This is a genomic window from Domibacillus tundrae, from assembly GCF_000970675.1.
GTDB classification, from domain to species: domain Bacteria; phylum Bacillota; class Bacilli; order Bacillales; family Domibacillaceae; genus Domibacillus; species Domibacillus tundrae.
The window spans coordinates 38,624-62,741 of record NZ_LAJA01000014.1 but is presented as its reverse complement, the minus strand read 5'-3'; the positions used below and the strand labels follow the sequence as shown (position 1 = coordinate 62,741).

At 44.5% G+C, this 24,118-nt stretch carries 29 protein-coding genes; 1 reads left to right on the top strand and 28 read right to left on the bottom strand.

What is annotated here, in order from left to right:
- Positions 1–10 precede the first annotated feature (10 nt).
- The 20 genes from VQ00_RS12075 to VQ00_RS11980 form a co-directional block, all read right to left on the bottom strand.
- Positions 11–1,447 (bottom strand): C40 family peptidase, encoded by a 1,437-nt coding sequence (locus VQ00_RS12075; RefSeq protein WP_172645577.1) that lies wholly within the window; start codon positions 1,445–1,447, stop codon positions 11–13.
- The gene (locus VQ00_RS12070) at positions 1,444–2,136 is read right to left on the bottom strand and encodes a LysM peptidoglycan-binding domain-containing protein (protein WP_046180392.1); all 693 of its coding nucleotides are present in this window, start codon (positions 2,134–2,136) and stop codon (positions 1,444–1,446) included. Before VQ00_RS12070 ends, VQ00_RS12075 begins: the two co-directional genes overlap by 4 nt.
- A complete protein-coding gene (locus VQ00_RS12065) occupies positions 2,129–6,076 on the bottom strand; it encodes a phage tail tape measure protein (protein ID WP_046180391.1) in 3,948 nt (1,315 codons plus the stop codon). Before VQ00_RS12065 ends, VQ00_RS12070 begins: the two co-directional genes overlap by 8 nt.
- 175 nt (positions 6,077–6,251) lie before the next feature.
- The gene (locus VQ00_RS12060) at positions 6,252–6,692 is read right to left on the bottom strand and encodes a phage tail assembly chaperone (protein WP_046180390.1); all 441 of its coding nucleotides are present in this window, start codon (positions 6,690–6,692) and stop codon (positions 6,252–6,254) included.
- A gap of 71 nt (positions 6,693–6,763) precedes the next feature.
- Positions 6,764–7,207 carry a phage tail tube protein gene (locus VQ00_RS12055; protein WP_046180389.1) on the bottom strand — a complete coding sequence of 148 codons (444 nt, stop codon included), beginning with the start codon at positions 7,205–7,207 and terminating at the stop codon, positions 6,764–6,766.
- A 3-nt stretch (positions 7,208–7,210) separates the two neighbouring features.
- Positions 7,211–8,557, bottom strand: a complete 1,347-nt coding sequence (locus tag VQ00_RS12050; protein ID WP_046180388.1) for a phage tail sheath family protein — start codon at positions 8,555–8,557, stop codon at positions 7,211–7,213.
- Positions 8,558–8,559: 2 nt separating this feature from the next.
- Positions 8,560–8,760 carry a YqzN/YkzM domain-containing protein gene (locus tag VQ00_RS12045; RefSeq protein ID WP_046180387.1) on the bottom strand — a complete coding sequence of 67 codons (201 nt, stop codon included), beginning with the start codon at positions 8,758–8,760 and terminating at the stop codon, positions 8,560–8,562.
- On the bottom strand, positions 8,760–9,200 hold the full coding sequence (locus VQ00_RS12040) for a phage portal protein (RefSeq protein ID WP_046180386.1): 441 nt from the start codon (positions 9,198–9,200) through the stop codon (positions 8,760–8,762). The genes VQ00_RS12045 and VQ00_RS12040 overlap by 1 nt, the downstream gene beginning before the upstream one ends.
- Positions 9,197–9,709: an HK97 gp10 family phage protein gene (locus tag VQ00_RS12035; RefSeq protein ID WP_046180592.1), complete on the bottom strand. Its 513-nt coding sequence runs from the start codon at positions 9,707–9,709 to the stop codon at positions 9,197–9,199. The genes VQ00_RS12040 and VQ00_RS12035 overlap by 4 nt, the downstream gene beginning before the upstream one ends.
- Positions 9,710–9,711: 2 nt before the next feature.
- Positions 9,712–10,068, bottom strand: coding sequence for a DUF3599 family protein (locus VQ00_RS12030; protein ID WP_046180385.1), 357 nt, complete (start codon positions 10,066–10,068; stop codon positions 9,712–9,714).
- Positions 10,065–10,454, bottom strand: coding sequence for a protein YqbG (yqbG, locus tag VQ00_RS12025; RefSeq protein ID WP_046180384.1), 390 nt, complete (start codon positions 10,452–10,454; stop codon positions 10,065–10,067). Before yqbG ends, VQ00_RS12030 begins: the two co-directional genes overlap by 4 nt.
- A gap of 5 nt (positions 10,455–10,459) precedes the next feature.
- Complete coding sequence (locus VQ00_RS12020) at positions 10,460–10,777, bottom strand: hypothetical protein (protein WP_046180383.1); 318 nt, start codon at positions 10,775–10,777, stop codon at positions 10,460–10,462.
- Between the two features lie 15 nt (positions 10,778–10,792).
- Entirely contained in the window at positions 10,793–11,716 is a 924-nt protein-coding gene (locus tag VQ00_RS12015) for a phage major capsid protein (protein ID WP_046180382.1), read from the bottom strand.
- A 12-nt stretch (positions 11,717–11,728) separates the two neighbouring features.
- A complete protein-coding gene (locus tag VQ00_RS12010; protein WP_046180381.1) occupies positions 11,729–12,913 on the bottom strand; it encodes an XkdF-like putative serine protease domain-containing protein in 1,185 nt (394 codons plus the stop codon).
- 187 nt (positions 12,914–13,100) lie between these two features.
- Positions 13,101–13,943: an STAS domain-containing protein gene (locus tag VQ00_RS12005; protein ID WP_046180380.1), complete on the bottom strand. Its 843-nt coding sequence runs from the start codon at positions 13,941–13,943 to the stop codon at positions 13,101–13,103.
- A 75-nt stretch (positions 13,944–14,018) separates the two neighbouring features.
- Entirely contained in the window at positions 14,019–14,927 is a 909-nt protein-coding gene (locus VQ00_RS12000) for a phage minor head protein (RefSeq protein WP_046180379.1), read from the bottom strand.
- Positions 14,924–16,465, bottom strand: a complete 1,542-nt coding sequence (locus VQ00_RS11995; RefSeq protein WP_046180378.1) for a phage portal protein — start codon at positions 16,463–16,465, stop codon at positions 14,924–14,926. The genes VQ00_RS12000 and VQ00_RS11995 overlap by 4 nt, the downstream gene beginning before the upstream one ends.
- Positions 16,466–18,250, bottom strand: coding sequence for a terminase large subunit (locus VQ00_RS11990; RefSeq protein ID WP_156154061.1), 1,785 nt, complete (start codon positions 18,248–18,250; stop codon positions 16,466–16,468).
- A complete protein-coding gene (locus VQ00_RS11985) occupies positions 18,240–18,920 on the bottom strand; it encodes a hypothetical protein (RefSeq protein ID WP_046180377.1) in 681 nt (226 codons plus the stop codon). Before VQ00_RS11985 ends, VQ00_RS11990 begins: the two co-directional genes overlap by 11 nt.
- 173 nt (positions 18,921–19,093) lie before the next feature.
- Complete coding sequence (locus tag VQ00_RS11980) at positions 19,094–19,717, bottom strand: hypothetical protein (protein ID WP_046180376.1); 624 nt, start codon at positions 19,715–19,717, stop codon at positions 19,094–19,096.
- Positions 19,718–19,826: 109 nt separating this feature from the next.
- Between VQ00_RS11980 and VQ00_RS18860 the strand changes: the two genes are divergently transcribed.
- On the top strand, positions 19,827–19,997 hold the full coding sequence (locus tag VQ00_RS18860) for a DUF8096 family protein (RefSeq protein ID WP_172645576.1): 171 nt from the start codon (positions 19,827–19,829) through the stop codon (positions 19,995–19,997).
- A gap of 21 nt (positions 19,998–20,018) precedes the next feature.
- Here VQ00_RS18860 and VQ00_RS18645 read toward each other — a convergent pair whose 3' ends face one another.
- From VQ00_RS18645 to VQ00_RS11945, 8 genes are all read right to left on the bottom strand, one after another.
- Positions 20,019–20,183, bottom strand: coding sequence for a hypothetical protein (locus VQ00_RS18645; RefSeq protein WP_156154060.1), 165 nt, complete (start codon positions 20,181–20,183; stop codon positions 20,019–20,021).
- A gap of 76 nt (positions 20,184–20,259) precedes the next feature.
- Positions 20,260–20,769 carry a hypothetical protein gene (locus VQ00_RS11975; protein WP_046180375.1) on the bottom strand — a complete coding sequence of 170 codons (510 nt, stop codon included), beginning with the start codon at positions 20,767–20,769 and terminating at the stop codon, positions 20,260–20,262.
- A 61-nt stretch (positions 20,770–20,830) separates the two neighbouring features.
- The gene (locus tag VQ00_RS11970) at positions 20,831–21,031 is read right to left on the bottom strand and encodes a hypothetical protein (RefSeq protein ID WP_046180374.1); all 201 of its coding nucleotides are present in this window, start codon (positions 21,029–21,031) and stop codon (positions 20,831–20,833) included.
- 419 nt (positions 21,032–21,450) lie between these two features.
- Positions 21,451–21,834 carry an ArpU family phage packaging/lysis transcriptional regulator gene (locus tag VQ00_RS11965; protein ID WP_046180373.1) on the bottom strand — a complete coding sequence of 128 codons (384 nt, stop codon included), beginning with the start codon at positions 21,832–21,834 and terminating at the stop codon, positions 21,451–21,453.
- Between the two features lie 492 nt (positions 21,835–22,326).
- On the bottom strand, positions 22,327–22,515 hold the full coding sequence (locus VQ00_RS11960) for a DUF3954 domain-containing protein (RefSeq protein WP_046180372.1): 189 nt from the start codon (positions 22,513–22,515) through the stop codon (positions 22,327–22,329).
- Between the two features lie 339 nt (positions 22,516–22,854).
- Positions 22,855–23,085 carry a hypothetical protein gene (locus tag VQ00_RS11955; RefSeq protein ID WP_046180371.1) on the bottom strand — a complete coding sequence of 77 codons (231 nt, stop codon included), beginning with the start codon at positions 23,083–23,085 and terminating at the stop codon, positions 22,855–22,857.
- Between the two features lie 77 nt (positions 23,086–23,162).
- Positions 23,163–23,675, bottom strand: a complete 513-nt coding sequence (locus VQ00_RS11950; RefSeq protein ID WP_046180370.1) for a hypothetical protein — start codon at positions 23,673–23,675, stop codon at positions 23,163–23,165.
- Between the two features lie 36 nt (positions 23,676–23,711).
- On the bottom strand, positions 23,712–23,975 hold the full coding sequence (locus VQ00_RS11945) for a hypothetical protein (protein ID WP_046180369.1): 264 nt from the start codon (positions 23,973–23,975) through the stop codon (positions 23,712–23,714).
- Positions 23,976–24,118 lie beyond the last annotated feature (143 nt).

Sequence of the window (24,118 nt, the reverse complement as noted above, 5' to 3'; positions counted from 1 at the left end):
TGATTCCCCCTTACAGCACCCGTCGGATGTGTGCGAAATGTTTGCCCCAATAGGAATTAGTGGCTTTCGTGTAGCCGTGTTCTTTACATCCACTGCTCCCAAGGCTGACGCAATAATTAGGCCGTGTCACAATCCCAACGTGACTGATCGCATTGGGACCTCGTTCTTCGATTGTGCCTTTGAAGAAAACCAAATCGCCTGCTTGAGCTTCGGACGTTGCAATCTGTCGCCCTTTCTTTACTTGATTGGCGGTGCCATCGCCCAAGTTGATGCCGCTTTTTTGGTAAATAAACTTGGTAAAGCCGGAACAATCCCCCGATCCGCCTGCGATGTTTTTTCCGCCGTATTTGTACGTCAGATCCCCGATGTACGATTTAGCAGCCTTCACCACTTCGGCGGCTTTTCCAGTGGCTTGGGTTGTGCCCGATGCGCCTGCCGATCCGGACGCAGTAGCGGCTGTTGGTTCTTCCACTTCCGGATAATCGTTGGTTTCGATCAGCTTCAAGCTCATGGTGTGACTGCTGCCGGAAAAGGTGTGCGAATCGGTATCGACAAAAAAGGTGCGGGTTAAGCGAAGGTCCGCTATTTTCACATACACGGCCAGTCCGCTTGTCACATCGGCAATGCCTAGCGACTCTATATCCAAGGTTCGTTTTGTCCCTTTTTTCTCCGCCAAGACTTTGTTTGCCCGTGCCTTCAACGCCGCTTCATTCATTTTTTCCGATACCTTTTCATAATGCTGAAGAACGCCGAATTGTTTCTTTCCTTTGTCATCCACCACTGTGACCGTCACCGGTTTGGCGTCATCGCCTGCCCTCATTTTGACTTTCGTCGCTGTTTCTTGAATGGATGTGGTGTAATTGTAATCAATCATGTTCTGCCCAAATTCCAAGATCCATTGAATGTCGGCTTTTTTCAATTCGTTTATATGCACTTTCCCAAGCCGCGAATAGATCGCGTAGCGCTTTTTCGTGGCTTTGTGGGTTTGGATCATGCCCCGAAGCAAAATGTCGTACAGGGCGGTTTCCGTATCCACAAGAAGTGTCTTGATTTTATGAGATGTGTTGGGGAAGGCGGCATGGGGGATCTCAAAGTCTTTGCAGATCCTTAGTGCCACTTCATTCAGACGCTTCCCATTCAAAGAAGATCCATATAATTCTTTGTTCAGCAGGAAATATTGAAGCAGATCAAAGGCGACAATGCTGATCATTCCGCTTTTGCTTCGGCTTCGGTCCATCACCGTGCCCCTAAACTTCTCCACGCCTTTCCATTTGAACAAAACGGTATTGCCTTCAATGACTTGGGGCGGGTTGTGATACCCAGACTTGTCATAAAAGATCGTGGCTTCAATTTTTCGGGCGGCTTGGAAGCGCTGACCGCTCCACACGATTTTTTCTGTCGGGATTTCCAACATTGAGCCCGCCTGTACCAAAAACAATTCCATCATGGGATCGTCAACACCTGTCCGGCATAGATCCATTGCCCGGGCTGTCGGATGTTCCGTGCATCCCGTTTAATGAGCATCGCCTTGTTGGCATTCCAGATCTTTGTCCACTGGTTGCTGTCCTTGTAAAGAGCTTTGGCGATACTCCACAAGGCATCGCCGGATTTCACCTTGTAGGTTTTCGGCTTTGTGGCTGCCTTTTCATCCGGACGTTTGCCGGTGGTACTAGTCGGCTTGCTTTTCTTTTTCGTATCAATTTTTTTCGCTTTGATGAAGGTGTATTCTTGCAGGGATAAGGAATAATTCAAATCCCCGATTGCCCCGCCTTCTTCATTGTGGTCAAACGATTCGATAGACACAGCATAATTGATCGGTGTCCTTGTCACGATGAACCGGCACGGCAGACCGCTTTCCCGCCATCTCTCAATCGCTTCAATGTAATTCCACGGCTTTGAAATCAGTGTCGGGCGCATTTCTGCCAATGACGTTGTCGCTATGCGTGGGAAATACGATGAAAACGTAAAGGTTTTCGCCCCAGCCTTTTGCAAACTGGTCACATCTCCGAACTTCGGAATGTAGACCGTTTCATTATGAGATGGACTGCTAATATCAATAGAGGATGGCAGAATGGGCAGGCGTATTTTCTCGTCTCCCTGTGATAGCCAAAACTCATAAATACTTTTTTTACCCATCGACTGCCAAACCTCCCGTTGCAAAATATTCGTTTTCTAAATGAGTTTCTACCGCTTGAACGGCGATTTTCCCGACTTTTTCAGCGTCCATATCGTTGCTGTAATGGCTTGCCCCCGTGATTTGGACAATCACATCACGGACGCCGCTTTTGACCGTCTGCACCGTTTTGCTCATGACCGATTGAACCGTCGATACATCTTCTTTCGGCAATGTCACCGGCGATTCACCGGCTGCTAGCTGAACAGTCGGTTCCGGTGTTACCCCTAAAGCGTTTTGAGCATAGTCTAGCAAGCCCATAGCGCGGTTTCGGTGCTGTTCGAGAGGGATAATAACCTCTTTCTTGTTTTTCTCCCCTACACGGGCAATGTGTTCGCTTGTGATGACGCCGCCTTTTGCATACGGCTTATACCCGCCACCTTTTTGCATGCTCTTAATGCCCGGATGATTCATGATGCCGCCGTATCGTCCGTCCATATAGCGGATCGCCGCCAATGCTGAATCCAATGGATTTGTCCGGTCATCAAAGCCCGGCAATTTCCACCGTTTGAAGGTTTCTCCGATAATTTGGAACAATCCAATACTAGGATCGCCCCGTTGAGCATTGATGTCCCAATCATTTATCGCCATCGGGTTAAAGCCCGACTCTTTTTCAGCGATCTTCATCATTGGATTCAATAAACTCATAGGCTTTCCGGTCATCATTAACGCCTGCATGATCGCTTGTTGTGCCATCGCTGCGCCGCCGCCACTGTAATTTCCGCTGAACGCTGCCATCAATTCGCTTGCTTTGTTTTTGGCGATGTTCGATACATCCACGCCGCTAAATCCTTTGACAACCCCCATCGCTGACCAGTACCCTAAATCAGCCATAACACGGGAAGGCGAATGGATGCCGAGTTCAGAACGGAACGCTTCTTCGACTCGTTTTGCCAAGTCTCTTGCTGTTTCTGTGACATTGCTTCCCTTTTTGTTCATACCGGTGACAAAATAGCCGATCATGCCCGAGCCCCAACCATAGGCTTTCGGCACAAATTCCCTCATTGGCGATTCGACATGGTTTCCAAGCCATACGCTCATGCCAACTGGAATGGCTTTGATGCCTTCTTTGAAGTTGTACACAAGGGCAGATCCATAAGGACGTGCGCCGGCTGCCGCTGAATTAAGCGGTTGGTACAATTCCTTGCTGATCCATGCGTCCATTGTGAGTGGCGAAGTAGACAATCCATTCATGAATCCGTAAGCGAAAGCGTAGCCGTAATGTTTGGCTCCTAGCGCTGCATTGCCTAATGGGGCATACACTTTTTCCAAGAGCCAATTCGTCACCGTGATCGGTGCGGTATTCAGCCCTTCTGCAAAGCCATACGCGAACGCATAGCCGAAATGATTGGCGCTTGTTGCGGCATTTCCCATCGGCATATACACTTTTTCAGACAGCCATCCCGTCACATTGATCGGGGATGTATTCATGCCTTGAACAAAGCCGTATGAGAAGGCGTAGCCGAAGTGATTCGCACTTACAGCGGCGTTGCCCATTGGTCCGTATACTTTTTCGGACAGCCATGTGACAACGTTGATTGGCGCTGTGTTTAAGCCGCTGACAAAGCCATAGGAGAAGGCATAACCGAAATGGTTTGCGCTTGTGGCTGCATTGCCCATTGGTGTGTACACTTTGCTTGTCAGCCATGTGGCCACTGAAACTGTTGCCCCGTTCAATCCTTTAGAAAAATTCGTGGCAAAAGCTTTACCGTAAGTGCTTCCTTTTTCAGACAAGGCTTTTAATTCTTTTTCCACGCCTGCCATAGCTGATCCGGATTGTCCGGCAGCCACAGGTTTCTTTTCATCACCGCCGCCGAACATGCCGCCGAGCCAACTGCCGAGCTTATCACCGCCGAAGTAGCCTGCTGCCCCACCGACAAGACCGCCGATGGCTGTTCCAATGCCCGGCACAATAGAGCCCATAGCCGCGCCTGCTGCTGCGCCTGCCATGCCGCCGCCAATACCACCAATCGCGCCGCCAATGGCTTGATTTCGTTCTTTGCCGGCAGATGAAGTGAAAATATCGTATGCTCCCAGTGCAATACCTGCAGGTAACAGTAAGCGGCCTGCTCCTTTAGCAAGCCCGCCCAGCTTTCCAAGCTTCCTGCCTGTTTTTATGGCAGCTCCTCCGCCAGACAGTGGACTGTCCTTTGGCGCTTTGATTTTAAAGAGATCCTTTAGCTTAGCTGATAAAGAGCCGACGGACTTAGCGCCATCTTTTGATTTCCTCTCCATTCGGCTCATGCTGTCTGTTACATCGTCAAGCCCACCTTTACCTTTGCCCTTGCCTTTGCCGCTCAAGCCTTTCATAAAGTCCAATGCTTCCCCGAATTTCTTAATGGTCGGGATGACAATTAAAGCAGCCGTTCCTAACGCCACGATAGCCACTGTTCCAATCCCAATAGCCGGACCGAGCACATTAAAATGATCGACACCAAATTGGATGGCCGGCACTAATTTGTCACTGAAAAAACCAACAAAATCGGAAATGGAGGTAGTCATATCCTCGATGGCGGCTTTGCCTTCTGTTGATGCCATCCATGTGTTGAGCTTTTCAGCAGCCGGCACAAGTCCGGTCATGATGCCAATGCCCACTTCACTGATAATCCCTTTCATTTCCCGTCCGGCATCGTTAATCGGTATCATCGGATTGTTTTTGAGCATTTCTTCGTACTGTTTATTTAATTCACCCGTCGCTTTTGCTGGTTCGTCAACCGCCCCTGCCATATCCAAGATCGGCTGTTTGAGATCCTCATATTTTGTTCCGATGAGTGTGGTTGCAAGCGCCGCTCGTTGGCTTTTATTTTCAATTTCTGATAATCCTTTAGCCATGCGGAACATCGCTTCCTGCCCTGTATACGAGCCATCCTGGAAGCCCTTAAACATTTTGGCAGTTTCATCAGCGCCAAGAACCTTTTTGAACGCCGCTACTTGATCATCGGACATTTCGTTACGTTTAAGATTAAATTCACGCATGGAATCAGCCATATCATCAAAATTTCGAGCGCCGCCTTTTGTTCCGGCCACAAAAGCAGCCGCTACTTGTTCCGGTGCCAGTTGCATATCGACAAAACTGGAAGAATATTCATTAAACGTATCGAGTAGATCGTCATATTGATCCCCTGCATTTTTAAATACATAAGCCAAATTGTCTCCGGCACGACCCGAATCCATGTTGAAGTTTTTAATCATGCTTCCTAAAGCACGATCCACTTCGGGTACATCCTTCTGGTACAATTCAGCGATCTGATTAGACGTTACGACGGCTGTCTTCAATCCGTTTCCGCTAAGATCCGTCTGCTGTGCCATGTTTTGCGTAGACGTAGCGACTTCTTCACGGGAATTTCCGACTTTTTCGTTGTAATAAACATCATTCACAAGGGTATTTACGCCATTTGCCGACATGCCGGTAGTAGCGGCTGTTCGGGCGTTTGTTTCAAGTACCGATGCGCCAACCGATGCCGATATGCCGCCCGCCGCTGCCCCGCCTGCCGAGATTGTCAAGGTAAGATCCTTCAATCCTTGCAAACGAGCTTCGATGTTTTCAATCGCAGAAGTCGCTTGATCATCCACGGACACTTTCGCTTGAGCGTGTGTACCGCTGATTCCATTTGCTTTTTTCTGAACAGCATCCATTTTAGCGGATGCTTTGTCATTTACATCAGCAGTTGCTTTTGCTAGGACTTTTCCATATGCATCTATTTGTCCACGAATTTCTTTGATTTTGCCCGTAGCCCCATCAATCACCGAAAGGGTTGGACGAGCTTTGGATTTATCCAACCGGTCAATTGCTTTGCTGGACGCCTGTGTCATGGACTCTACTTTTTCCAGGCTGCCATATAATCCTTTTAGCTTGCTGGATATATTGTCTTTCATTTCAAACGTTGCGGTTAATTTGGCCAAGTCGTCACCCCCTATTTCTTCGGCTTATGATCCTTGAGATATTTTTCGATGGAAGCGTAGATATATGCCTTCATCCCCTTTGGCATCTCCCACAGGTCTTTCAGGTCTCGCGGCTTCCATTCTCTTTCATGCAATAAAAAATGAGCGTAGACCGCATCACGATCACCGCTCAAAATTAGTTTTTTGCTTCTTCAACAAGATCCTCAAACGTTTCAGTGTAGCCATTAATGCGCTGTGCTGCCTGCAAAAATTCCGCATATTCGCCGCCGACTGATAATACTTTTTTCAAGACTTCCACTGGATCTTCTGAACCGTAGGATTTCCGAAGTTCTGCATCACGGAAGTTTGGATAAACTGTCGATTCAATCCCCATACGGGCGATCCAACGTGGACGGTCAAATTCTTCCCCTGCTTTTTTGCCGTTTTCATAGACAGGTTTGTAACATTCTTTCTCTAATTCTTCAATGCGTTCTGTTGTGATCGGCTTCATGATGAATGGAATGATTTTGCCTTCCTCGTCCACGTAACGTCTTGAAACTGGTACTTCTTCCTCTGTTACCGGTTTTGCCTTGCCTGCTAAGAAAAAGCTCATATCACGTTTAGTTGTAGCTGCCATTTGTTTTTCCTCCTGTTTAATAAATGTTTTTTTAATAAAGGGAAAAGGCGACTAAATAGCCGCCCCTTCAATCAAAATCCTTCTGCTAATTCTTCTGGAAGCTCAATGCCTTCAAATGTGAATGGCAATTCTTCTTCCAAGACTTCGCCTTCTGCGTTCAACCCTGCGACTTTTGCGCTGTCAAAGTTGACGTCGGAAATCGTGACACGTTCCGTTCCACGACCAGAAGCCTTGTCATCCAATACTTCTTGGAAAGTGAAATAAGGATCTTCCCCTTTGTTCACGTAATCCGCCATCAAACGAACGAATTTAGACGTCACTTTGTAGACCACCAATGTGCCCGATCCACTTGCGCCGATGGTTTTATGCCCCATCATGCGGCGTCCAAGGACCGGCACTTCTGTTTTGTTCTTTTCAATCGTGGCTTCATAAGACTTGGTGTACGCCACTTCATCGCCTTCAAAAAACAGGCGACCTTCTCTTCCATTGATTGTATTTCCAGAACGAAATGCCATATCTTATCGCACCTCCATATCGAAATAAAGTTTTTCAGCCGAATCGACCGGCTGTGCGCCAACGCTGATCAAGAATCCATCGGCATCGTCTGTGATCACGATGTTAATGTCTGTCTGCGGATCAAAGTTAGTGAGTGCATTGCCTTCTTGCAGTGTCGTGAGGTATGTAGATACCGCTGACCGCACGATTTGAGCGCCATCGCCATTCACTGGAATATCCTGCCCACGATCTTTCTTCTCTTTGATCAAGGCTTTCAGATTTACAATTAAATCATTGTTGATCGCATCCAAAATACGGATGATTTTATTCTTTGCAAAGCGCTTGTTTTTCGCCGTCGTGAATGACGTGAAGGAGTTAATGTCTTTTTCAACCGAGACCTTTTTATCACGGGGATCAAGTGTCAAAAGAAATTCTCCTGCTTTCAAGCGGGAAATGATTTGGTCATTGTCAAACTTAGGTGTGACGTCCACAGCTCCCTCATATTCTATGAATGTAAGGGATTGATACATCGTCGCCCCTGCGCTTGCGCCTGCTACCCATGCTACATTTTGCGCTGGTGTGAGCGTTTCGCCCGTTGCTAGGATCGGACCATTCGTGACATTGATAATGCCCTCGAAATCGCCTGGATGATTCGGCATAACACCGACCACTTTGATCCCGTGCGTGTCACGAAGTCGTTTGATATACGACACAAACGTCGCTTTCAGCGCTGTATCGCTGTCCAATGGAAGGGCGATAGTATCAAAGTATTGCGTTTCAGCAGCCGCCAAGAAATCAGCGTACTCTTGATTCGTCGTTGTGCCATCAGCACCGCCGGTTAATGTCACGCCTGCCGTTACCGTCAAGGCGCCTGTTCCAGTGAATGCCACCCATTTGTCGCTTTTTAATTCAGCAGCCGTGGCTACCGTTTGTTTGCTCACTTGCGTCACGCCGAAATAAACCGTTACATCTTTTTTCGTTGGCTCAAGCACGTTGTCTTGGATCACAATTTTGATGGAGTTCCCCAATGCGCCGCCATGAGCTGCCGTAGCTGTGACACCTGTTGAAATTGTGCCTGTTGCTTTTGTGCCGGTATTCAATCGGTATACAAGGACCGTCCGAGCTTGCTTCTTCGCTTCTTTAATCAGCAAAGCAGAAGAATCAGTAATGTCCACGCCGAGCTTGTCAAAGAAATCCGATCCCTCTGTGATTTCCGAAAACGTTTTTGATGGTCCCCATTTCAAAACAAGAGGAAGGACGACACGCCCTCTTACTCCGACTGCTAAACGGCTTTGAGCGGCTGATGTGAACCGGAAGTAAATACCGGCCCGTTCTTTTGGTACTCCTGGCGTAAATGTTCCGCTAATCATGGTTATTTAACCTCCTTCTTCAAAAACGCTGTAATGCGCTTTTTGGCTTCTGTTTTTGTGATTGCTGCTTCTGTTTCTTCTGCAAACACACCATCGAAAATCTCCGGCTTTACGCCAAATAATTCACTGGCATGTTCTCTTAATTGATACAAGGGAAATGCGGTTTCTGTTTCTTTTACGACTTCATTCTCTTTCGCTGCCATTATTTCACCCCGCTTTCCACTTCAACTCTAGTGAACGGTTTAAATTCTTCCTGCTCATAGTAATAGCGGCTGTCCCATGTTAAAACAATAAGGGCCATGCCGTTGCTTCCTTGCCTTGTTTCAATTCGATTTAAACGTACATATTCGCCTGTAAGCACTCCCTTTGGACTCAGGATAGGGACAAGCAGGCGCCGGGAACGAATGGCGTCCGCAATCCGCTCCGCTTCTGCATGAGCCTGCAGTGTGCTTTTGTGAAAGAGCTTGACGGATAGGCTGTACGTTTTTTCGAAAGTTGACAGTGTGCCCGGACCATCAAACGAAAAAGCCGGCGGAAAATACATGGATGGCACAATCAGCTCTTCCGGTACTTCCTCATCATAGAGTTTTACCGGAAACAGCTGATAAAAAGAGGTTCTGATCGATAACACTTCCGGATTCATCGTGTACCCCCTAACGAGTCAAGCCATCTCTGCAAGCGTTTCTCCAGGCTCTTATCAAATATTTTTTCAAAGATAGCCATGGCATTATCCCAATAGCCGGAACCGTCCACCCATTTCACCTTTAGCAGCATGCCGCTTTCCCGCTCGCTCGGATCATATTCAAAGCGGTCCCCTACCCAGCGGCCCGGTACCCAGCGACGGTCTTTCCCGGAATTAAGATCAACCGTTGTGTGCCCGTCATTAGCAAAAGAAGCATAGGTAATGTTTGTGCCGACTTCAAGTGTCAGACCGCCTTGTGAAATGCTCCAAGTACTGTCACTGTCACCGCGATTAAATGAGTTCAGCAAGCGGCGGGTATCGACCGTTTCGGTCCGGATGATCTCGTCTTGAATGAGTTCTAAAAACTCCATGCCGGACGCTTCAAGCCACAGGGCAAATTCCTTTTTCACTTCCGAGTTGGCTGCTTTTTCAACCTGCTTGATAAACTGCTTTAAGCCCTTCATTTTCACGCTCATAGCCGCACACTCCCTACTGCCGTTACTTCCTGATGGTGATTCCTAATCTTCCGCGGCTTCTGCAGAACAAATTCCACGCCATCCCATACCACTTTGTCATTCAAGCGGATGTCCTCATTCGGCAAAAAGTGAACCAGATAACTTTGAAAAACTGCCTGGGCAGGCTCTCCCTGCACGACCGATTGATTTTTTTCGGTAAAATAGCAAGGAACTTCTTGATCGATCGGAACTTCCGAATAGTCAGGCTTTTTCACAATAGATGCGGCAGGCAAGCCATACGTCGGCGCGCCATTTTCCTTTGCTTCAAGCCGGAATATGTCACATCGATGAGTAAGCAGCTTTTTGTAACTCATAGCGCCCGTATCCTTAACCGAACATTGCCTGGATCAACCGGCTCTTCTTTTTTAATGAAGGATTTGAGCAATCCGGACACATCCGGTTTTGAATTGGCACTCGTTTCAGAAACGGTATAAGAGTAGTCACCGATCTTTTCACTCTTAATTCCTTTTGCAAGGGACTCATCGGAATTCGTGAGCGCGTAATATTGAGCCAGCTTTAACAAGGCAAGCCTCGCTTTTGGCGGAAGCGGTACATATTCTTCACCCGTAAAATCGTGACCAACTATCTGTTCAACTTCTGTTTCCGCTTCTAAGATATCTTGATCTAGCAGCTCCGTCGGCCGTTCTTTCACCACATCAAACTCCGTGTAGCTTGTTAGATCGGTCGGATCGATCAGCATGGCTGTCACTCTCCTGCTTCATCTTGAAGCTTTAAGATCAGATCGATGCGCTCGTCCTCATTGTTGGTGTCAGATGGATCGCCATTGAGTAAAACAATGACCTCTTTTTGCTGTTCAGCATTCAATTTTTTCAGCGACGTCTTTGTATGTTTCTCACTAGAAGGCAGTTCTGCTGCCTCTGATTCAACCACTTCAAAATAGCCCGTTTCCATAATCTCGTCGGCTTCTTCCTGCGTTTTGGCGATAACAAAAGGATTGCGAGCATCCGCACTCACAATCCCGCTATACGACAACATATTTTTCAGCTTTAACTTATAAGCCATTGTTTGCCCTCCCTATTAGGCTAATCCTTTGATAAGGACCGCCGCGTCTTTTTCCTCAATGACCGGATCGAAATCCAAATGCACGACGTAGAAACGCTTGTCCTGCATAATGGCATCTTTGCCTTCAGTCGTTTTACGAATCTTTACATCATAGGAGTTCACAACGATTAGGTTCTTTGGATTCACTAACATAATCTGATCTGCTGGCATTCTCGGAACGGCAACAGATGGAATGCTTGCTGGTGCATTCAGAATGGATTCAGACAAGCCACCACCATTTTGAATGCTTTGACTGAGCAAGTACCGCTCCCATTTTTGTTTCATGGAAGGAGCCATCAACCAGCGCAATGTACCGTTATTATATTTATCCGGCAATTGAGCCAAAGCATCATAAAACACATTCAGTGAAATAGCTCCCGCTTCTTTCGCAGTGCGGTCCTCCACATGGGAGCCTGTCGCTAATTGTTTCAACCATCCGTTATTGATTTTCAAGAAATCATAGTCTACATCGGTATTCAACGTCGCTTCATCACCATTTAAGTAAAGGTCTTCAAGATCAACGCCAAGCTGTCGTGTCATAAGGCTAGTAACTGTATCTTCAAAGCCCTGGCCCTCGATGTTTTCACGCAGCGATTCTTCTGTAATTTCCCAAGGAAGACGTACAGCTGTAGTCGCATACTCTACCTTGCTGAATTTTACTTCCTGGCGGTTTCCATCATCTGTATTCTCTGTTTTTTTACGAAGAATACGAGAGTCAATACCGATTTTATCAATTTCTCCTGTTTTGGCTGTTCGCATTTCTGTACGGATAAGACCGCCAAGCACTGTTGCTTCAAATGTCTGCTGAACGAATTTTTTCGACTGCTCAGGATTTAACAGCCCGGAAGTAACCGTACCTGTTGTAATTGTGTTTTTCATAATCGCTTGATTAGTTGGCATGTGTGTTCCTCCTTATAGGATTCCTTTTAGGAAATGTGTTTCATTTTCATTTGGCGGTGGATCTTCATGAGACTGCTTTGTAATACCGCGCGATTTTTCCAAAGTTTCTAAGCGGCTGGTGATTGGCTCAAGGCTTTTCGCCAGGACTTCTGCAACCTGGTTAAGTGTCTCGTCCTCTCCGGCTGGTGTAACAGCTGTTCCTTCTTCTTTTTCAAAAGCGGTTAGTTTGTCAGTGATCGGTGTCAATGCAGCATCAATCATTTTCTGGATGTCTTCTTTTTTCACTTCTTCTTCCTCCTCATCTACTTCCGCTTTCAACTCAGCCAATGCGTCGTAAGCCGCATTGATCTTGTCCATACGGGCAGCAGAAATCTTTTTGCCGGCTTTTTCAATCGTTTCTGGCGGCTTGCCGATAGCTTTTGCAATGTTTTCTTCAAGCAAAACTGATTGAGCAATATCTATGAAGTCCTGCAGCGCTTCACGGATTTTTTCCGGATCCGACTCCATATCCTCGTCGTACCAGCTATCCCAATTAAAGATTGCCGAATTAAGCGCATCCTGGGCCGCCCAAAATTCCCGACGCCGACGATCGCGGTTATATTTATCCGCTACTTCACCTTTTTGAATAGTGGCACTGCCAGTAAAGAAGCTTTTCATTGCAGTAAAAAAGCCTTTTACTTGATCGTCATTTGACGTAGTAACAGGCTCTTGTGCGTTCTTTTCAATTGTTTCAGCTTTACCGGCCATCGAATAGCCCGTAATATTGCCTTTTTGGATTTCTTCCCAAATTTCATCGGACGCTTTTGTGACCATGATCCATGATCCCTTTGTAATTTCCTGCTCTCCAAGTGTGAAGTCTGCAGGGGCGATATATGACTCAACCACTTCACCCACACCAGCTTCGAAGTTGTGCTGCTTGTCAATGTTGCGGGCATCCTTCATAAATCCATGAGCAGCTTTCTCAATCTCCTCAGCTGTCATAAAGTCACCGTGAGCATCTTCCACGTTCGGCTCATATACAAGCCCGTATACGAGCTGCTGTACCGCTTCCTCTTTATTGATAAAAACCTTTATTTCCTTTTGAAACGTTGGCGCTGACTGATCAGCTGATTTTGTGAAGAAAAACTGCTTCTGATTAGCGGCTTTATCAACGTAAGACACATGTGTGATTGTTGCGTTTACTAATTCTCTTGGCATTTATTTTTTCACCTCCTTTCAGTTTAGTTGAATGCTCTTATGTTTCTTGTACATCCAATTCATTTCTTTGCTCCTTTCCAAGTTTAAATACATTCATTTTGATTATTTTAAGTCAAAAGAAAAAGACCGACTTTGTCGGTCTCCACTGAATATTTTCTTTCTCATTTCAGCTAAATTATAGAAGCTGTTAACCTTTTATGGTAGAAGAACCTACGGCCCTAGAGAGCGTAGATGTAATCGATACGTTATCAAAGCTAAGTCCCAGCTGAACGGCAGTCTGTGCTACTTCTGGCCGGATTCCAGAAAGAGTTGTCTTCACTCCAATTAAACTTAGTGCATCAATTAGCTGAAAAATTTGGTGGGCTACCATGGTATCAATCATCACTACGCCGGATAAATCTATGAGGAGGTGGTTCACCCTTTTTTCGGAACATTGCTCCAACGTCTTTTCGAGTATAAGCTTCGCTCGTGCTGTATCAATGTCACCTACTAGTGGAAGCAATCCTATACTGTTATTAAGCTTGATTACTGGTGAGCTTAATTCATTAATCATTTCCTGCTGGCTTTGCAACCTAGTGTTTGAAAATTCATGATGTTTTTCCATGAACCAGGTTATAACGTCATCCATCGTTTCTAAAACGGTTTGGTTCCATAAATCAATCTTTTCCTGCGGATATTTTCCTTCATGTAGAGAGACAAACTCTTTTATTAATTTCAAGTACTGATTTCGAACGTTAAAAAATTCTCTCACGATAAAATGAATAGGCGTTGCCAAATGTTGCCCGTCGTTTGCTAAATAAGTTAGCCACTCCTCAAGCTCCCGTTTGAACTTGGATTCTTCCTGAAGAAACAATTGGAAAAAATGCCTATGAAATTCATAATTTTGTGTTTTTAATACTTTAACATCTTCTGGATTAGTACTGGAATAAACCCCGAACGCTTCACTTTTGTCTAAGGTTTCATACCATTCCTCAGTCACTTTCCATGCTTTTTCTAACAGATACTCACCTAGCTCTTTATTTCTGTACACCTTAATTCCCTCCATGACTTGTCGAAAATGGTCTCTTATCTTAAGGATTATTCTAACCTAACGGGGAAAAAGTAGCTATTTCTCAGCCTTCTCTAAAGCTTGGCGCCGCAATTCTTCTTTCTCTTCCTTGCTCAGCCCTAATATTTCCTCATTTACAACAGGTGACAGCACACAATGGCAATTCACCCGCTCGCCTGCAGGTAAAGAAGTGTCACGCGGATGATCGGCGTCATGTCCATTTACATCAAACATTTCATCAACATCGACTTCTTCTCCATCCAGGTCAACATGCGCTTCACGCGGATTGTTTTTCTTGCTGCCTGAATGCCTCCACTGCTTCTTTTCGACTGCTGGGCTTTGCCGGTATGATTCCGCCTGCGCAACAGAAGAGGCAGTCAGTATTTCGGTAATAGCTGTTGTACGTGCTCGCTTCCGATCAAACTGCGGCAGATCCTTTATAGCCAGCTCGGCGTCCTGGATAGATCCACCGTCTTTAATAACCTTTTTCAATTCTCTCTCCAATGCATCATGAGAGTTCAGCTTCATCAGCTTACCTAAATCAGCGGACCATTCTTCAATCCATGTAACGGATCGGTTAGACAGAACCTCAAACGGTACGTCTTTATCGAGGGAATCCATCAGTTCAGCGGCAAGCCCTGCTACTGTCAGCTGCAGAAATTCCGATGTCTCTTCTTCCATCTCTTCTTCAAACTCATCAGCGGCAAACAGATCACCTGTGAGATAGATCAGTAAGGCGGCAAGAGTAATATCCTTGCTGACAAATGATTTCATGCCATCCAAAAAATGCTTCCGCTGTTTTCGTAGAAGCTTGGCCACTTTCTTTTCATAATCCTCAACAAAGCCTGGTATTTGCTCCAGTCCGGGGAAGTCTGGTACAAGGTCCGTCAGCTTTTCCTCGTCCTCTTCATCCGCTTTTGCAATATACTCATTCAGGCTTTTTAAAAGTTTTTCTGCCTTGCTCATGACTGTAGCTCCTCGAGCATATCGCGCATATCCTTCATAACGTTCAGAATATCCATATCCGGTGCCGCTTTCGATTTCATGAGAGCTGACAGCGGGTTCGTTTGCTGTGCCTGCTGTAGTGCGTTCATAACCACCGGGAAAGGCACGTTATAATCGTCAGGGAGCGCTTCAAGGTCTTTCCCTAACAATTCCCCCAGCAAATCCCTTAAATCGTTAGGAACAGCCGCTCCGCCGGTTATAAATGGCGCTAATGCTTTTGCCGTTTCGATCGGATCGCCGAAATTTGGTCCTTTTAGTGCTGCTTCCACTTGGTAAATCTCTAAATCGGGCAGAAAAAGCGTGTTCAACTTCCCCGTAATGGCTTGCCTCTCTGGCTCAAAGACCTGCTCTTCTGTGATTTTACGGGCCGTGTCTGCCGTTGCTTTGTTATAATCCTTCGATTCACCGGTATAAATTGGCGGCAGACGAAAGGCTGAACGCAGCTTGTCACGGCTTTTTGTATCGTATTCAAGAAAGAGAGCGTCTTGCTGCAGTATTTCAGCCAGTGATTTAATTTCTACCTTAACTGGCGTAGTAGATTCCTCACCTGGCTTAATCCCATCCTGTGTAATCCCTTCTGCTTCAAGGACTAGAAACTTATGCGCATTTTCAACGCCTTCAATCCCATTCATGTATTCTTGCAGATGCGTATACGATTCATCTGTTAGCATTCCGTTTGAAATTGTAATGGCAGCCGGTGTGTGCCTGCCCTGCTTAAAATACAGATAGTTGAGCTCTTCCGCTTTACGGGCACCGTACTGGTGGACGATATGCCCGACCCATCGCGGAATGCCATACGTACCGCTCCCCAGCTTAAAATGAATGATTTCAGAAGCAAGCAGGTTTTCCGGTGTACTCTCATCAAATTTTCCATTGGTGAGATTCATCGGCCGTGGATCTCCGTACTCTTTAAAATAAACTTTCTTTCCATTGATCATTTGAACGAATTTACGGAAGCGGCGCCATCGCTTGATTTTTTTGGGCTGTCCGTTTTCCGTAATGGTGTATTCGACTTCCTCTGGTACCGTCCGCTTGCATACCCGGACATATTGGCCGTCTACATATTCCATGCCCACCGGTCGATTTAAGCCATCCCGCAACATCTCAACATAGCCGTTACCCATTTTCTCGCGGTCTTCTAAGCCATAGCCAAGGATGGTTTCTGCTTCTTCATCGTAATTAAGATACCGGTAAACCTCTTCCAAACGAGTCCATTCAGCATCTGCCGTTTTCTTCCGCTCGTCCGGTGTATCTTTCGCATTGTAGTCAAACCGATATTCCGGCACCAGGCCAAAGCCTAAAATGTTCACTCGGTAAGCTTCTACGCATTGCTGCAGAATGGTGGAATACTCCCCAATCAGTTTTAATTCAACCAGGTTGTATGGCGGCGGAATAATTTCACCATCGTAAGTAAATGGATCTTCATAAATTTGTTTCGTTGTGGAAGAAACATTTTCCGCTTTGATTACCCGGGCTTTCATTTGACTGGCCACAATCATCTACCTCCTTTCTCTCCGCGGTCTTTCACGGCTTGGCCGGTCGCGGTCTTTTTTATCAGTTCCATATCGCTTGTCGTACCACTCAAAATAGCGTGCCGCTTCCTGTCGAACCTGCAGCGCAATTGCATACGCCATAATGCGGTCATCGTGGCAGCCATTGTCCGCTTCTTCTTTTCCGTTATTGTCAATCAACGTTAAGCACTCTTTATACAACTCAAGGTCATATATCGGATACAGATTATCGCGGATGGCTTCTTTAAAGTCGCTCATCATGACCGGCCGGGTTGCTTTATTCGTATTCCAGCCATAATCCCGCTTGTTATACACATACATAAGCGGATACTTGCAGGTGTTTTCTAATGTGTTGAGCACCGAATGTCCGGTGTTGTTTTCCTCTACCGCTAACAGTGCGGTGTTGTAATACCTGCCCAATACATCAAGCCGCTTCCCATATTGATCCGTGTCCCAGTGGCCGTGAAGAACAGCGCACATTTCGCCAGTCCGCCATTCAAGAACATAGGCGGCTTGATAATCGCCTTTTTTCGACGTTCCCTTTGAGGTATCCGCACCGATCACATACCGCTTGCCTTCTTCTGGCAAACGAAAAAGAAGCAGCTTCCCGTTTTTCTTTTCGGAAATATGCTTCTTTGGTACATCGATATCGTAATGAGCTGGCTTTGTTGTGAACCGGTCCATCTTCCGCTGAATCTCTTCATTGTCAAATACACCCTCACCGGACAGCAAGAATGCTTCTTCCGGTACCGACGGATATTCCTGGCGAAACTGCCGGACATCGCCATTAAAGTCATTTCGAATGGTATAGCGGCGCCATTGCAGCTGCTCGTTATCTACTCCGTACCGCTCTCTTAATTCTTCTTCTTCCGTAGTCAGATCAAATTCATCGGGTACCGGCATGCGGTAAGTCGGCATGGCAAACCACGGGAAGAACAGCGGTGTGTATTCATTTTCGCCTTTTTCGGCGCTGTCCCACATTTGCTTGAAGTCTTCCATGCCGTTTGCTGTACTTTCGATAATGCCGATTGTGCCCGGCTCCTTTGAGAGAGCAGCAAAAAGGGAAGTGGAATGCTTTTTCTTTTTACTGGCTGGCCAGAACGCGTATTCAGAAGCATGCAAGTAATGGATTGTTTCAGAACGAGCCAGGACTTTATTTTCCGCTGAAGCAACGGTGATTTTTGATTTTAAGCCCGGATTCTTTTTCCGTTCGTCCTCTTTAATAGAGGGATTTTCAAACGTTAAGCGGCGCGCATTGTTCCGCTTACGCATTGGCTTGATATGATCCGGTATATTCTCATAGTAGAGACGGAACATATCGTATAAGTTTTCAGAAGCGGATGAATCCTGCGCCACGATGAAAGCATTTTTCGCTTCCTGCAGGGAAGACAGGTAATAAATAATTGCTTCTGTAACGGTTGAGAAGCCCATTTGGCGGGCTTTAAGAATGATGACACGTACAGGCTTACCCGCTATAAGTCCTTTTAAGACGATGCGTGCAAACTCCCTCTGTGCCTCATTAAGCAAGAATGGAGACAAGTCACCTTTCTTGGTTTTGATCTTCAAGCACTTATTACAAAAGTGCTCAAATTCATTCAGCGTGAGTTTTAAATCCTTCACACCGGCTGGCTCTAATATGTCCAGTTTCCGCTCATGCTCTTCTGCCAAGCGGATGTACGTCAGGTCATTCCATTTATTTTCTTCTTTTGGTGCGGATACATCGGCATCCGCTAAAATTTGTTTGTGAATAGCCGCTAACACATTAGCCGTCACCCCTTATCAATTCCTGCTGCTCGACAATCTTCTGCATCCGGGGATTTGCCGCAATCTTTTGAATGGCTACCAGGTAGGCATCTGGAGAAGCTTCTTTAAAAATGTCCATAAAAATAGAGAGGTACTCTTGAATTAAGCTAAATTCAAAAGCCTTTCCTCTCATTTCAGCAAGAAATTTGCTGTTTTCCCGCAGCTCCCTGTTGAGTGTCGCAATTTCAAGCACTTTCCGCTTCATTTCTTTTTCAAACGTTTCCTGCCATCCTTCAAGATATTCGAGCGGTACCACGCCTTCATCTTCATGAACGGTAGCAATCTTATCGATCAGCTCATCCATCCGGTCTTTAAAATATTCCGGCAGATCATCCAGCAGCTCAAATCGTTTAAACAGGCGTTCTGTGGTTTGATATTGCATTTGGATAATATCAAACTCCTGGTTCACTTGCTTTAAAATCCGCCGCTTATCCTCCGTAGCGACAACCCTTTTCCCTTGCCGCTCATGCTCTTTCAGCATATCAATGTAGCGGGAAACAGCTGTATGAGAAATTTTCTCTCCTGCCCATTCGGAACACTCTTCTGCAATCTGCCGAATGGACTTAGGAGGAGCAGAGCGGATGCCTGCCTGCACAATCTCCTGGCAGCCAAATTTTTCGATTTTTGTTTGTTTGGCCACTGTAACGTTACACCTCCTTTTTTGTAACGGCTGTAACGGTTTTTTAGCGTTACAAGCGATACAGTCTCCGAGACATTAGATGAAGTAATTTTTTCAGCGGCTGTTTCGCTACAGCTTTTGTAACGTTACACTTTGTTATTGAGCAAAGAAAAAAGCACCGCTATGGGTGCAATTTAATACAAAATACTATTTAAAATTGTTATACCACGTATATCTTCAAGAATCTGTTTTGGTACTTTTTTTACAAACTCCTTATAAATTTTTTGATTCGGTAAAATCACATATGCTGATTTTATATCAAATGTAAAATCTCCCTTGACTCTCCACTCTCTTTCATGTGTCCAGTCTATTATATTATTTTTGTCACTTAGATCATACGTTACTACTCGCCAAAGGTCATCAGGATAATTAATTATACCTAAACTTTTTTGTTCATAAATGACAGGACGCCCTCCTCGCTTGAATACATACGGCTTAGGAAGAGCAATTCCATACCCTTGATATCTGACTTTGTTACCTAATTTAGTTTTATTAAGTTCTTCATGACGAACATTTTGACTAACACCATATAAAGGGACGTCTTGAAAGCATACTGCTTTTTCATGTCCACTTATAAATCCTGCATTATTACTACCAATTAATTTTTCTTCCGTTAAAATTTTAATAAGTATATCTACTGCTGGTACTGCAATATTACCATCTTTATCAAATACCGACCGAGTAAGATGTGTTAAGAAAACACTCATATCAGATCTTGATTGGTGTCGGTTTTTCCATTCTGTTTGTGTATAAGGCAAATTAGACCCTCCTTTTCTCTTTAAACTTTATTTTTCGACAAAAGGAGATAATTTCCTGCTCCATACGTCACCAATTCGATGATATGATTATCCAGGCGAGGTGAACATCATGGAAACGAAACAGGAATATGATTTAAGCATCACATATAATATTAAAGAATATCCAGACATCAAAAGCGGCCGTTGCGATAATTGTGATAACGCTCAATTTAAGAGCTCCATTAAAAATGCTATTTTCTTACGTGAGTGCCGAAACTGCGGCATGAAAAAGATTATTTAACCTTGTCAGCTGGCAGGGTTTTTATCGTTTAGGGATTAATTCATTGCCCTTCACTTCAAAATCAATTGTATCCCCATCTACGCCTTGCGGATGAATGTAGATGCTGCCATCCCCATTTACAGATAAAACATGATGATGAATATGCCTTTCTTGATTTTCTTTGATGTACTTTTCTAATGTTTTCATAAAACCTCTCCTTTTAATGAATTTTGAGCAAAGAAAAAAGCACCTTATTAAAAAATAAAGTGCTTAGCCTTTCATATTAAAAATTCAGGTCTTTAATTTTTTTAAAGTGTTTATCGTCCTCTTCTCTTTTCCATTGTTGTTCCTTTGCAATTGTAAACTCTTTTGCAACAATCTGACGCCAAGTATCTATTTGATCTTCTGATTGAAGGATGTATTCAAAAGTTTTGATCCGGGAAAGAGATTTTTTGGCTGTTTCAACCAGATGATCTTTCCCTTTTTCTTCACCAATCTTCAAAAGACCTTCATTAATTCTAATTGCGTTTCCTAAACCAAAAAGGCGATCCTCTAATATCTTTGTAACACGATTAACCAGAGAAGTGATCAAAAAACCTTCTTCTATGTGTTGATTAACTACCAAGTCAGTAATTCTCTTTTCAAGTAGCTCTAAAGAAGGGTCCTCAAGAATTTCTGAGATGCCAATCTCCATGCCTAAAAACGCTACTAATTCAATAAGATCTATACTCTTAGAAGGCAATGCTTCATTCCATTCTTCCAATGCCTTAATAAACGTTTCAGTTCTTGTCACTTTTGTCTCTCCTCTCCACATCTAAGTAAAGTATTTCGACAAAAGGTGATAATTTCCTTCTTTATTTCCTGTTAATGCTTCTAATCCGTCCGCTTACCCGCTTTGAGGTAGTCATGTTCTTGCCCATTAATTCTTCAATTTCTCTTGTTGAGTAGCGTTTCTTACGTTTAGGGGGAGCCGCTTTTGGTACTTCTTTTTTCTGGCCAATAGCAGCTAATTTCTTTTTCACATCAGTTGACAGAAGAGCTGCAATTTTTGTCATGATTCTATCTCCTTATGAAAGCACCGCCTTGCGCTATTTGCTTTTTAGATTTTTAAATAAAAATATCCCGTTCATCCACAATCACCCGGGAGGTTGGCCAGGATTGCAGTAACGGTCGCTGTCTACGTCGACAATCGGTTGTTTGCAAAGGACTTTCACACTTTGCATCCCCGTGGCTATCGTACGCAATACAGCTAGACTCCAGTTGTTCCCCCGTAATTTCAGCCGGCAACCTTCATAGTCATTCGATACACCCGAGTACGTCTTGATAAGGGAAAGGCGCTTCTCCCATCGGCTGGCACAGTGTGCGTTACCCGATAAGAAAATGTTACCTTGATTGGGAAAATAAAAAGGTGCCCAAAATGGTACCCGTTTTGTCCGGTTTTTGTTCGCTTTTTGTCCGGTTTTTGCCCGGAAAATTAAATGATGCCAAGAGCCGTAGCAAGGCGGTAAACAGCTGATCTTTTTTTGTCATAGTACTTTCCTTTCTTAAGGCCTAGTTCCATGTAAATGTTAATGTCTTTAGTTTCCTCTGAAGTGAAGTACTTCTTTTCGATGATTTGGCGTTCAATGAAATCCAGGCTTCGATCCAGTGCACGATCAATCTGCTTTACTTTTAATTCGCTCAACTGATCCTGTTGTCTTACTGAAGGGAAAAGGTCTACAATGCCTGCTGCTTCTCGTTCCTTCTTGTTTTCAATTTGCACCTTCAAAGCACGATAATCACGCAGCTCCATGATTATTAAGTTTTGGACTTCTTTTTCATCTATGTCTGTAAAAAGCGTGAGTTGATTTGCAACCATTTCATTCTCTCCCTTGATAAAAAATAAAAAAGAGCACCAAATAAACGCCGCGTGTGCGTCTATTCAGTGCCCTCGGTTTTTCCGTTAAGGCGGTTTATTTATTCTCTTTTAATTACAATGTGTGCTAAAATGATTTTGTATTTCAGCCCCTATGACGTCATCCCCAGTCAGGAGGATGATATGTTTGGAAAATTTAATATTAATCATTATTTTTCCGAGCTGGATTTTAAAAAAGCTGGTTAAGCTTCTGAATCGTTGAAAAGATTCGGACTCTGCTTTAACTCAACTCTGCAAGGTGCTTTGTAAGTCATTAAAAAACTAAAAATTTTTAGTCATTGTATCGTCATGGAAATATGAGGGCGATGACTGATACGGGGCCGACATTCCTCCATTCATGGGGTGAATGTCGGCCCTTCTTAAATAAGTTAAAAATAACGCTTAAAATATACCCCCTGTTTTTAACTTACTCGGTCAACTCACACAAATTTAGGGTCATCTACTCCGTTTTGTATAATGCATATCAAACCCCACGGGCTTGCCGTGCTGCCATACGATTGTTTGAGAACCGTGTCCATATGGTGGGGAATCCACTTTTTCAAGGACGCCATCTTTCACGTAATACGTAGCATTTTCCATCAGATCAATTTCCTGCGTCATTTTAATTTCAGATGTTTCTTTCACAAGGACGCCCCCAGTCTGTTAAAATAAAGTTGCGAGCAATATTTTAAAGAGCCGGGGACTTTTTCTCGGCTTTTTTGTATAAATTTTTCTAGAGTGGTTCATACTGGTACTGACATTTGCAAAACCCAACTTGTACAACGCAAAACCATTTCTGCAGTCAGGTACTTGCCTGGCTGTTTTTTATTGTTCTCTCCAACGCTTCTTCGCCATTTCCAATCGTTCCGGCGTCCACTGCTGCTCAATTACTGCTCCACGATATGCCATTTTTGTTTTCCTCCCGTCAATTCATCAAACCACTGCTTGTCCTCCGTTAAAAGGGCCAGATCAATCAGCATCGACTTATCCCTTATCCTCGTGCTTGTCCCAAAAGTCGCCGACCGGTTCCAGTTGCTCTTCTGTGAAGATGCCGGGCGATGGTTTTTTTAACAAGTAATTACCTTTCGCACTCCAAATCACTTTTGTTAATTCAATCCTGTATCCGTAAAATCCGCTTTGCACGATATTGCTCACATAACCGATGGCTGTCATATCGCCAATTTTCACTGTTTTCCATTCTCCAATGTTTATCAAGTGCTTCACTCCCAATCTGCTATATTTTCATTTTCATCATTTCCTTTTTTTTCTAGATTTATACATCGCCCAATTTATTAGAATAGTTTCATTTGTTCGAAAAACTCCGGTTCTATTGGCTGATCAAAAATGTCTTCTTCCATGACTGAATCTGGTACGATTTCTACACTTTCGATTTCTGTCTCCTGATCTACCAAATCAAAATTCCCAAACCAGTGAACCGGATAACAGGCTAACATCCCTTTTAATTCTGCTGACGGGTACATGTCTACATGTAGACCTGCCCCACGAGCAATGACAAAGTACGTTTTGTCGATCAACTTTTTTGAATGCTCCCCGCACGAAATGAGCTTTGCAGAATAGATTTTATTTCTTTCGATTTCAACCGTTCGTTTTGGCGGCTCTGGCTGCCATTCTGGCGTTTCATTTACTTCCTTGATCTTGTGAAAGTGCTTCTTTTCAAAACAGCCCGTGTGCGCACCTTTCCGTGGGAATCTAGATGCATACACATAATCGGTGCCGGCCGGAAAAAGAAAGAATGTTTCACCGGTTGGAAGTATTTCCGGATCGGAGCATATTCCTTGCAGCATCATGCTTACCTCCTTTCTTAACTAAAAGAACGCAATTTACTCAAAAATACTTATCTGACAATCCACTTTAATGACTGGTTGCTTCTTTTTTTCATGCCATTTGTTTGCTACGACCACACAGCCCTCTGGTAAAAAATCCAGAAGCTCGTGGTAATAACCTTTAAATACTGTGCCACCGCCAGTATTCGATATGAACCATTCATCAGGCGGTTTAATACCGCCCGGACAGCAATATCCGATACAAAACAAAGAATAGGTTTTTCTATTCGGAAACAGCAGTTTATCCCCGTGCTCAAGCATCTTCAACGCTCCTTTATGACGTGATATGGACGTAAGACTGATTTTCTTGTATAAAATCAGTTTCAATGGTTCATATTACTAATGGAAATTCAAATTCCAAAATAGTCTCGATTTCTTAGCTGGGTTCTCAACCCAGCTTTTTT

Bases quoted from the DNA above. Each gene is read 5' to 3' on its own strand.
- VQ00_RS11970 (WP_046180374.1), bottom strand. From the start codon at position 21,031: ATGACAAAAATTGCAGCTCTTCTGTCAACTGATGTGAAAAAGAAATTA.
- VQ00_RS12030 (WP_046180385.1), bottom strand. From the start codon at position 10,068: ATGAGTTACAAAAAGCTGCTTACTCATCGATGTGACATATTCCGGCTT.
- VQ00_RS12075 (WP_172645577.1), bottom strand. From the start codon at position 1,447: ATGATGGAATTGTTTTTGGTACAGGCGGGCTCAATGTTGGAAATCCCG.
- VQ00_RS11995 (WP_046180378.1), bottom strand. From the start codon at position 16,465: ATGATTGTGGCCAGTCAAATGAAAGCCCGGGTAATCAAAGCGGAAAAT.
- VQ00_RS12045 (WP_046180387.1), bottom strand. From the start codon at position 8,760: ATGGCAGCGAAAGAGAATGAAGTCGTAAAAGAAACAGAAACCGCATTT.
- VQ00_RS12060 (WP_046180390.1), bottom strand. From the start codon at position 6,692: ATGGCAGCTACAACTAAACGTGATATGAGCTTTTTCTTAGCAGGCAAG.
- VQ00_RS12040 (WP_046180386.1), bottom strand. From the start codon at position 9,200: ATGAATCCGGAAGTGTTATCGATCAGAACCTCTTTTTATCAGCTGTTT.
- VQ00_RS18645 (WP_156154060.1), bottom strand. From the start codon at position 20,183: ATGAAAACATTAGAAAAGTACATCAAAGAAAATCAAGAAAGGCATATT.
- VQ00_RS12015 (WP_046180382.1), bottom strand. From the start codon at position 11,716: ATGCCAACTAATCAAGCGATTATGAAAAACACAATTACAACAGGTACG.
- VQ00_RS12055 (WP_046180389.1), bottom strand. From the start codon at position 7,207: ATGGCATTTCGTTCTGGAAATACAATCAATGGAAGAGAAGGTCGCCTG.
- VQ00_RS11945 (WP_046180369.1), bottom strand. From the start codon at position 23,975: ATGCTTGAGCACGGGGATAAACTGCTGTTTCCGAATAGAAAAACCTAT.
- VQ00_RS12000 (WP_046180379.1), bottom strand. From the start codon at position 14,927: ATGAGCAAGGCAGAAAAACTTTTAAAAAGCCTGAATGAGTATATTGCA.
- VQ00_RS12070 (WP_046180392.1), bottom strand. From the start codon at position 2,136: ATGGGTAAAAAAAGTATTTATGAGTTTTGGCTATCACAGGGAGACGAG.
- VQ00_RS11950 (WP_046180370.1), bottom strand. From the start codon at position 23,675: ATGCTGCAAGGAATATGCTCCGATCCGGAAATACTTCCAACCGGTGAA.
- VQ00_RS18860 (WP_172645576.1), top strand. From the start codon at position 19,827: ATGGAAACGAAACAGGAATATGATTTAAGCATCACATATAATATTAAA.
- VQ00_RS12010 (WP_046180381.1), bottom strand. From the start codon at position 12,913: ATGCCAAGAGAATTAGTAAACGCAACAATCACACATGTGTCTTACGTT.
- VQ00_RS12050 (WP_046180388.1), bottom strand. From the start codon at position 8,557: ATGATTAGCGGAACATTTACGCCAGGAGTACCAAAAGAACGGGCCGGT.
- VQ00_RS11965 (WP_046180373.1), bottom strand. From the start codon at position 21,834: ATGGTTGCAAATCAACTCACGCTTTTTACAGACATAGATGAAAAAGAA.
- VQ00_RS12020 (WP_046180383.1), bottom strand. From the start codon at position 10,777: ATGGCTTATAAGTTAAAGCTGAAAAATATGTTGTCGTATAGCGGGATT.
- yqbG (WP_046180384.1), bottom strand. From the start codon at position 10,454: ATGCTGATCGATCCGACCGATCTAACAAGCTACACGGAGTTTGATGTG.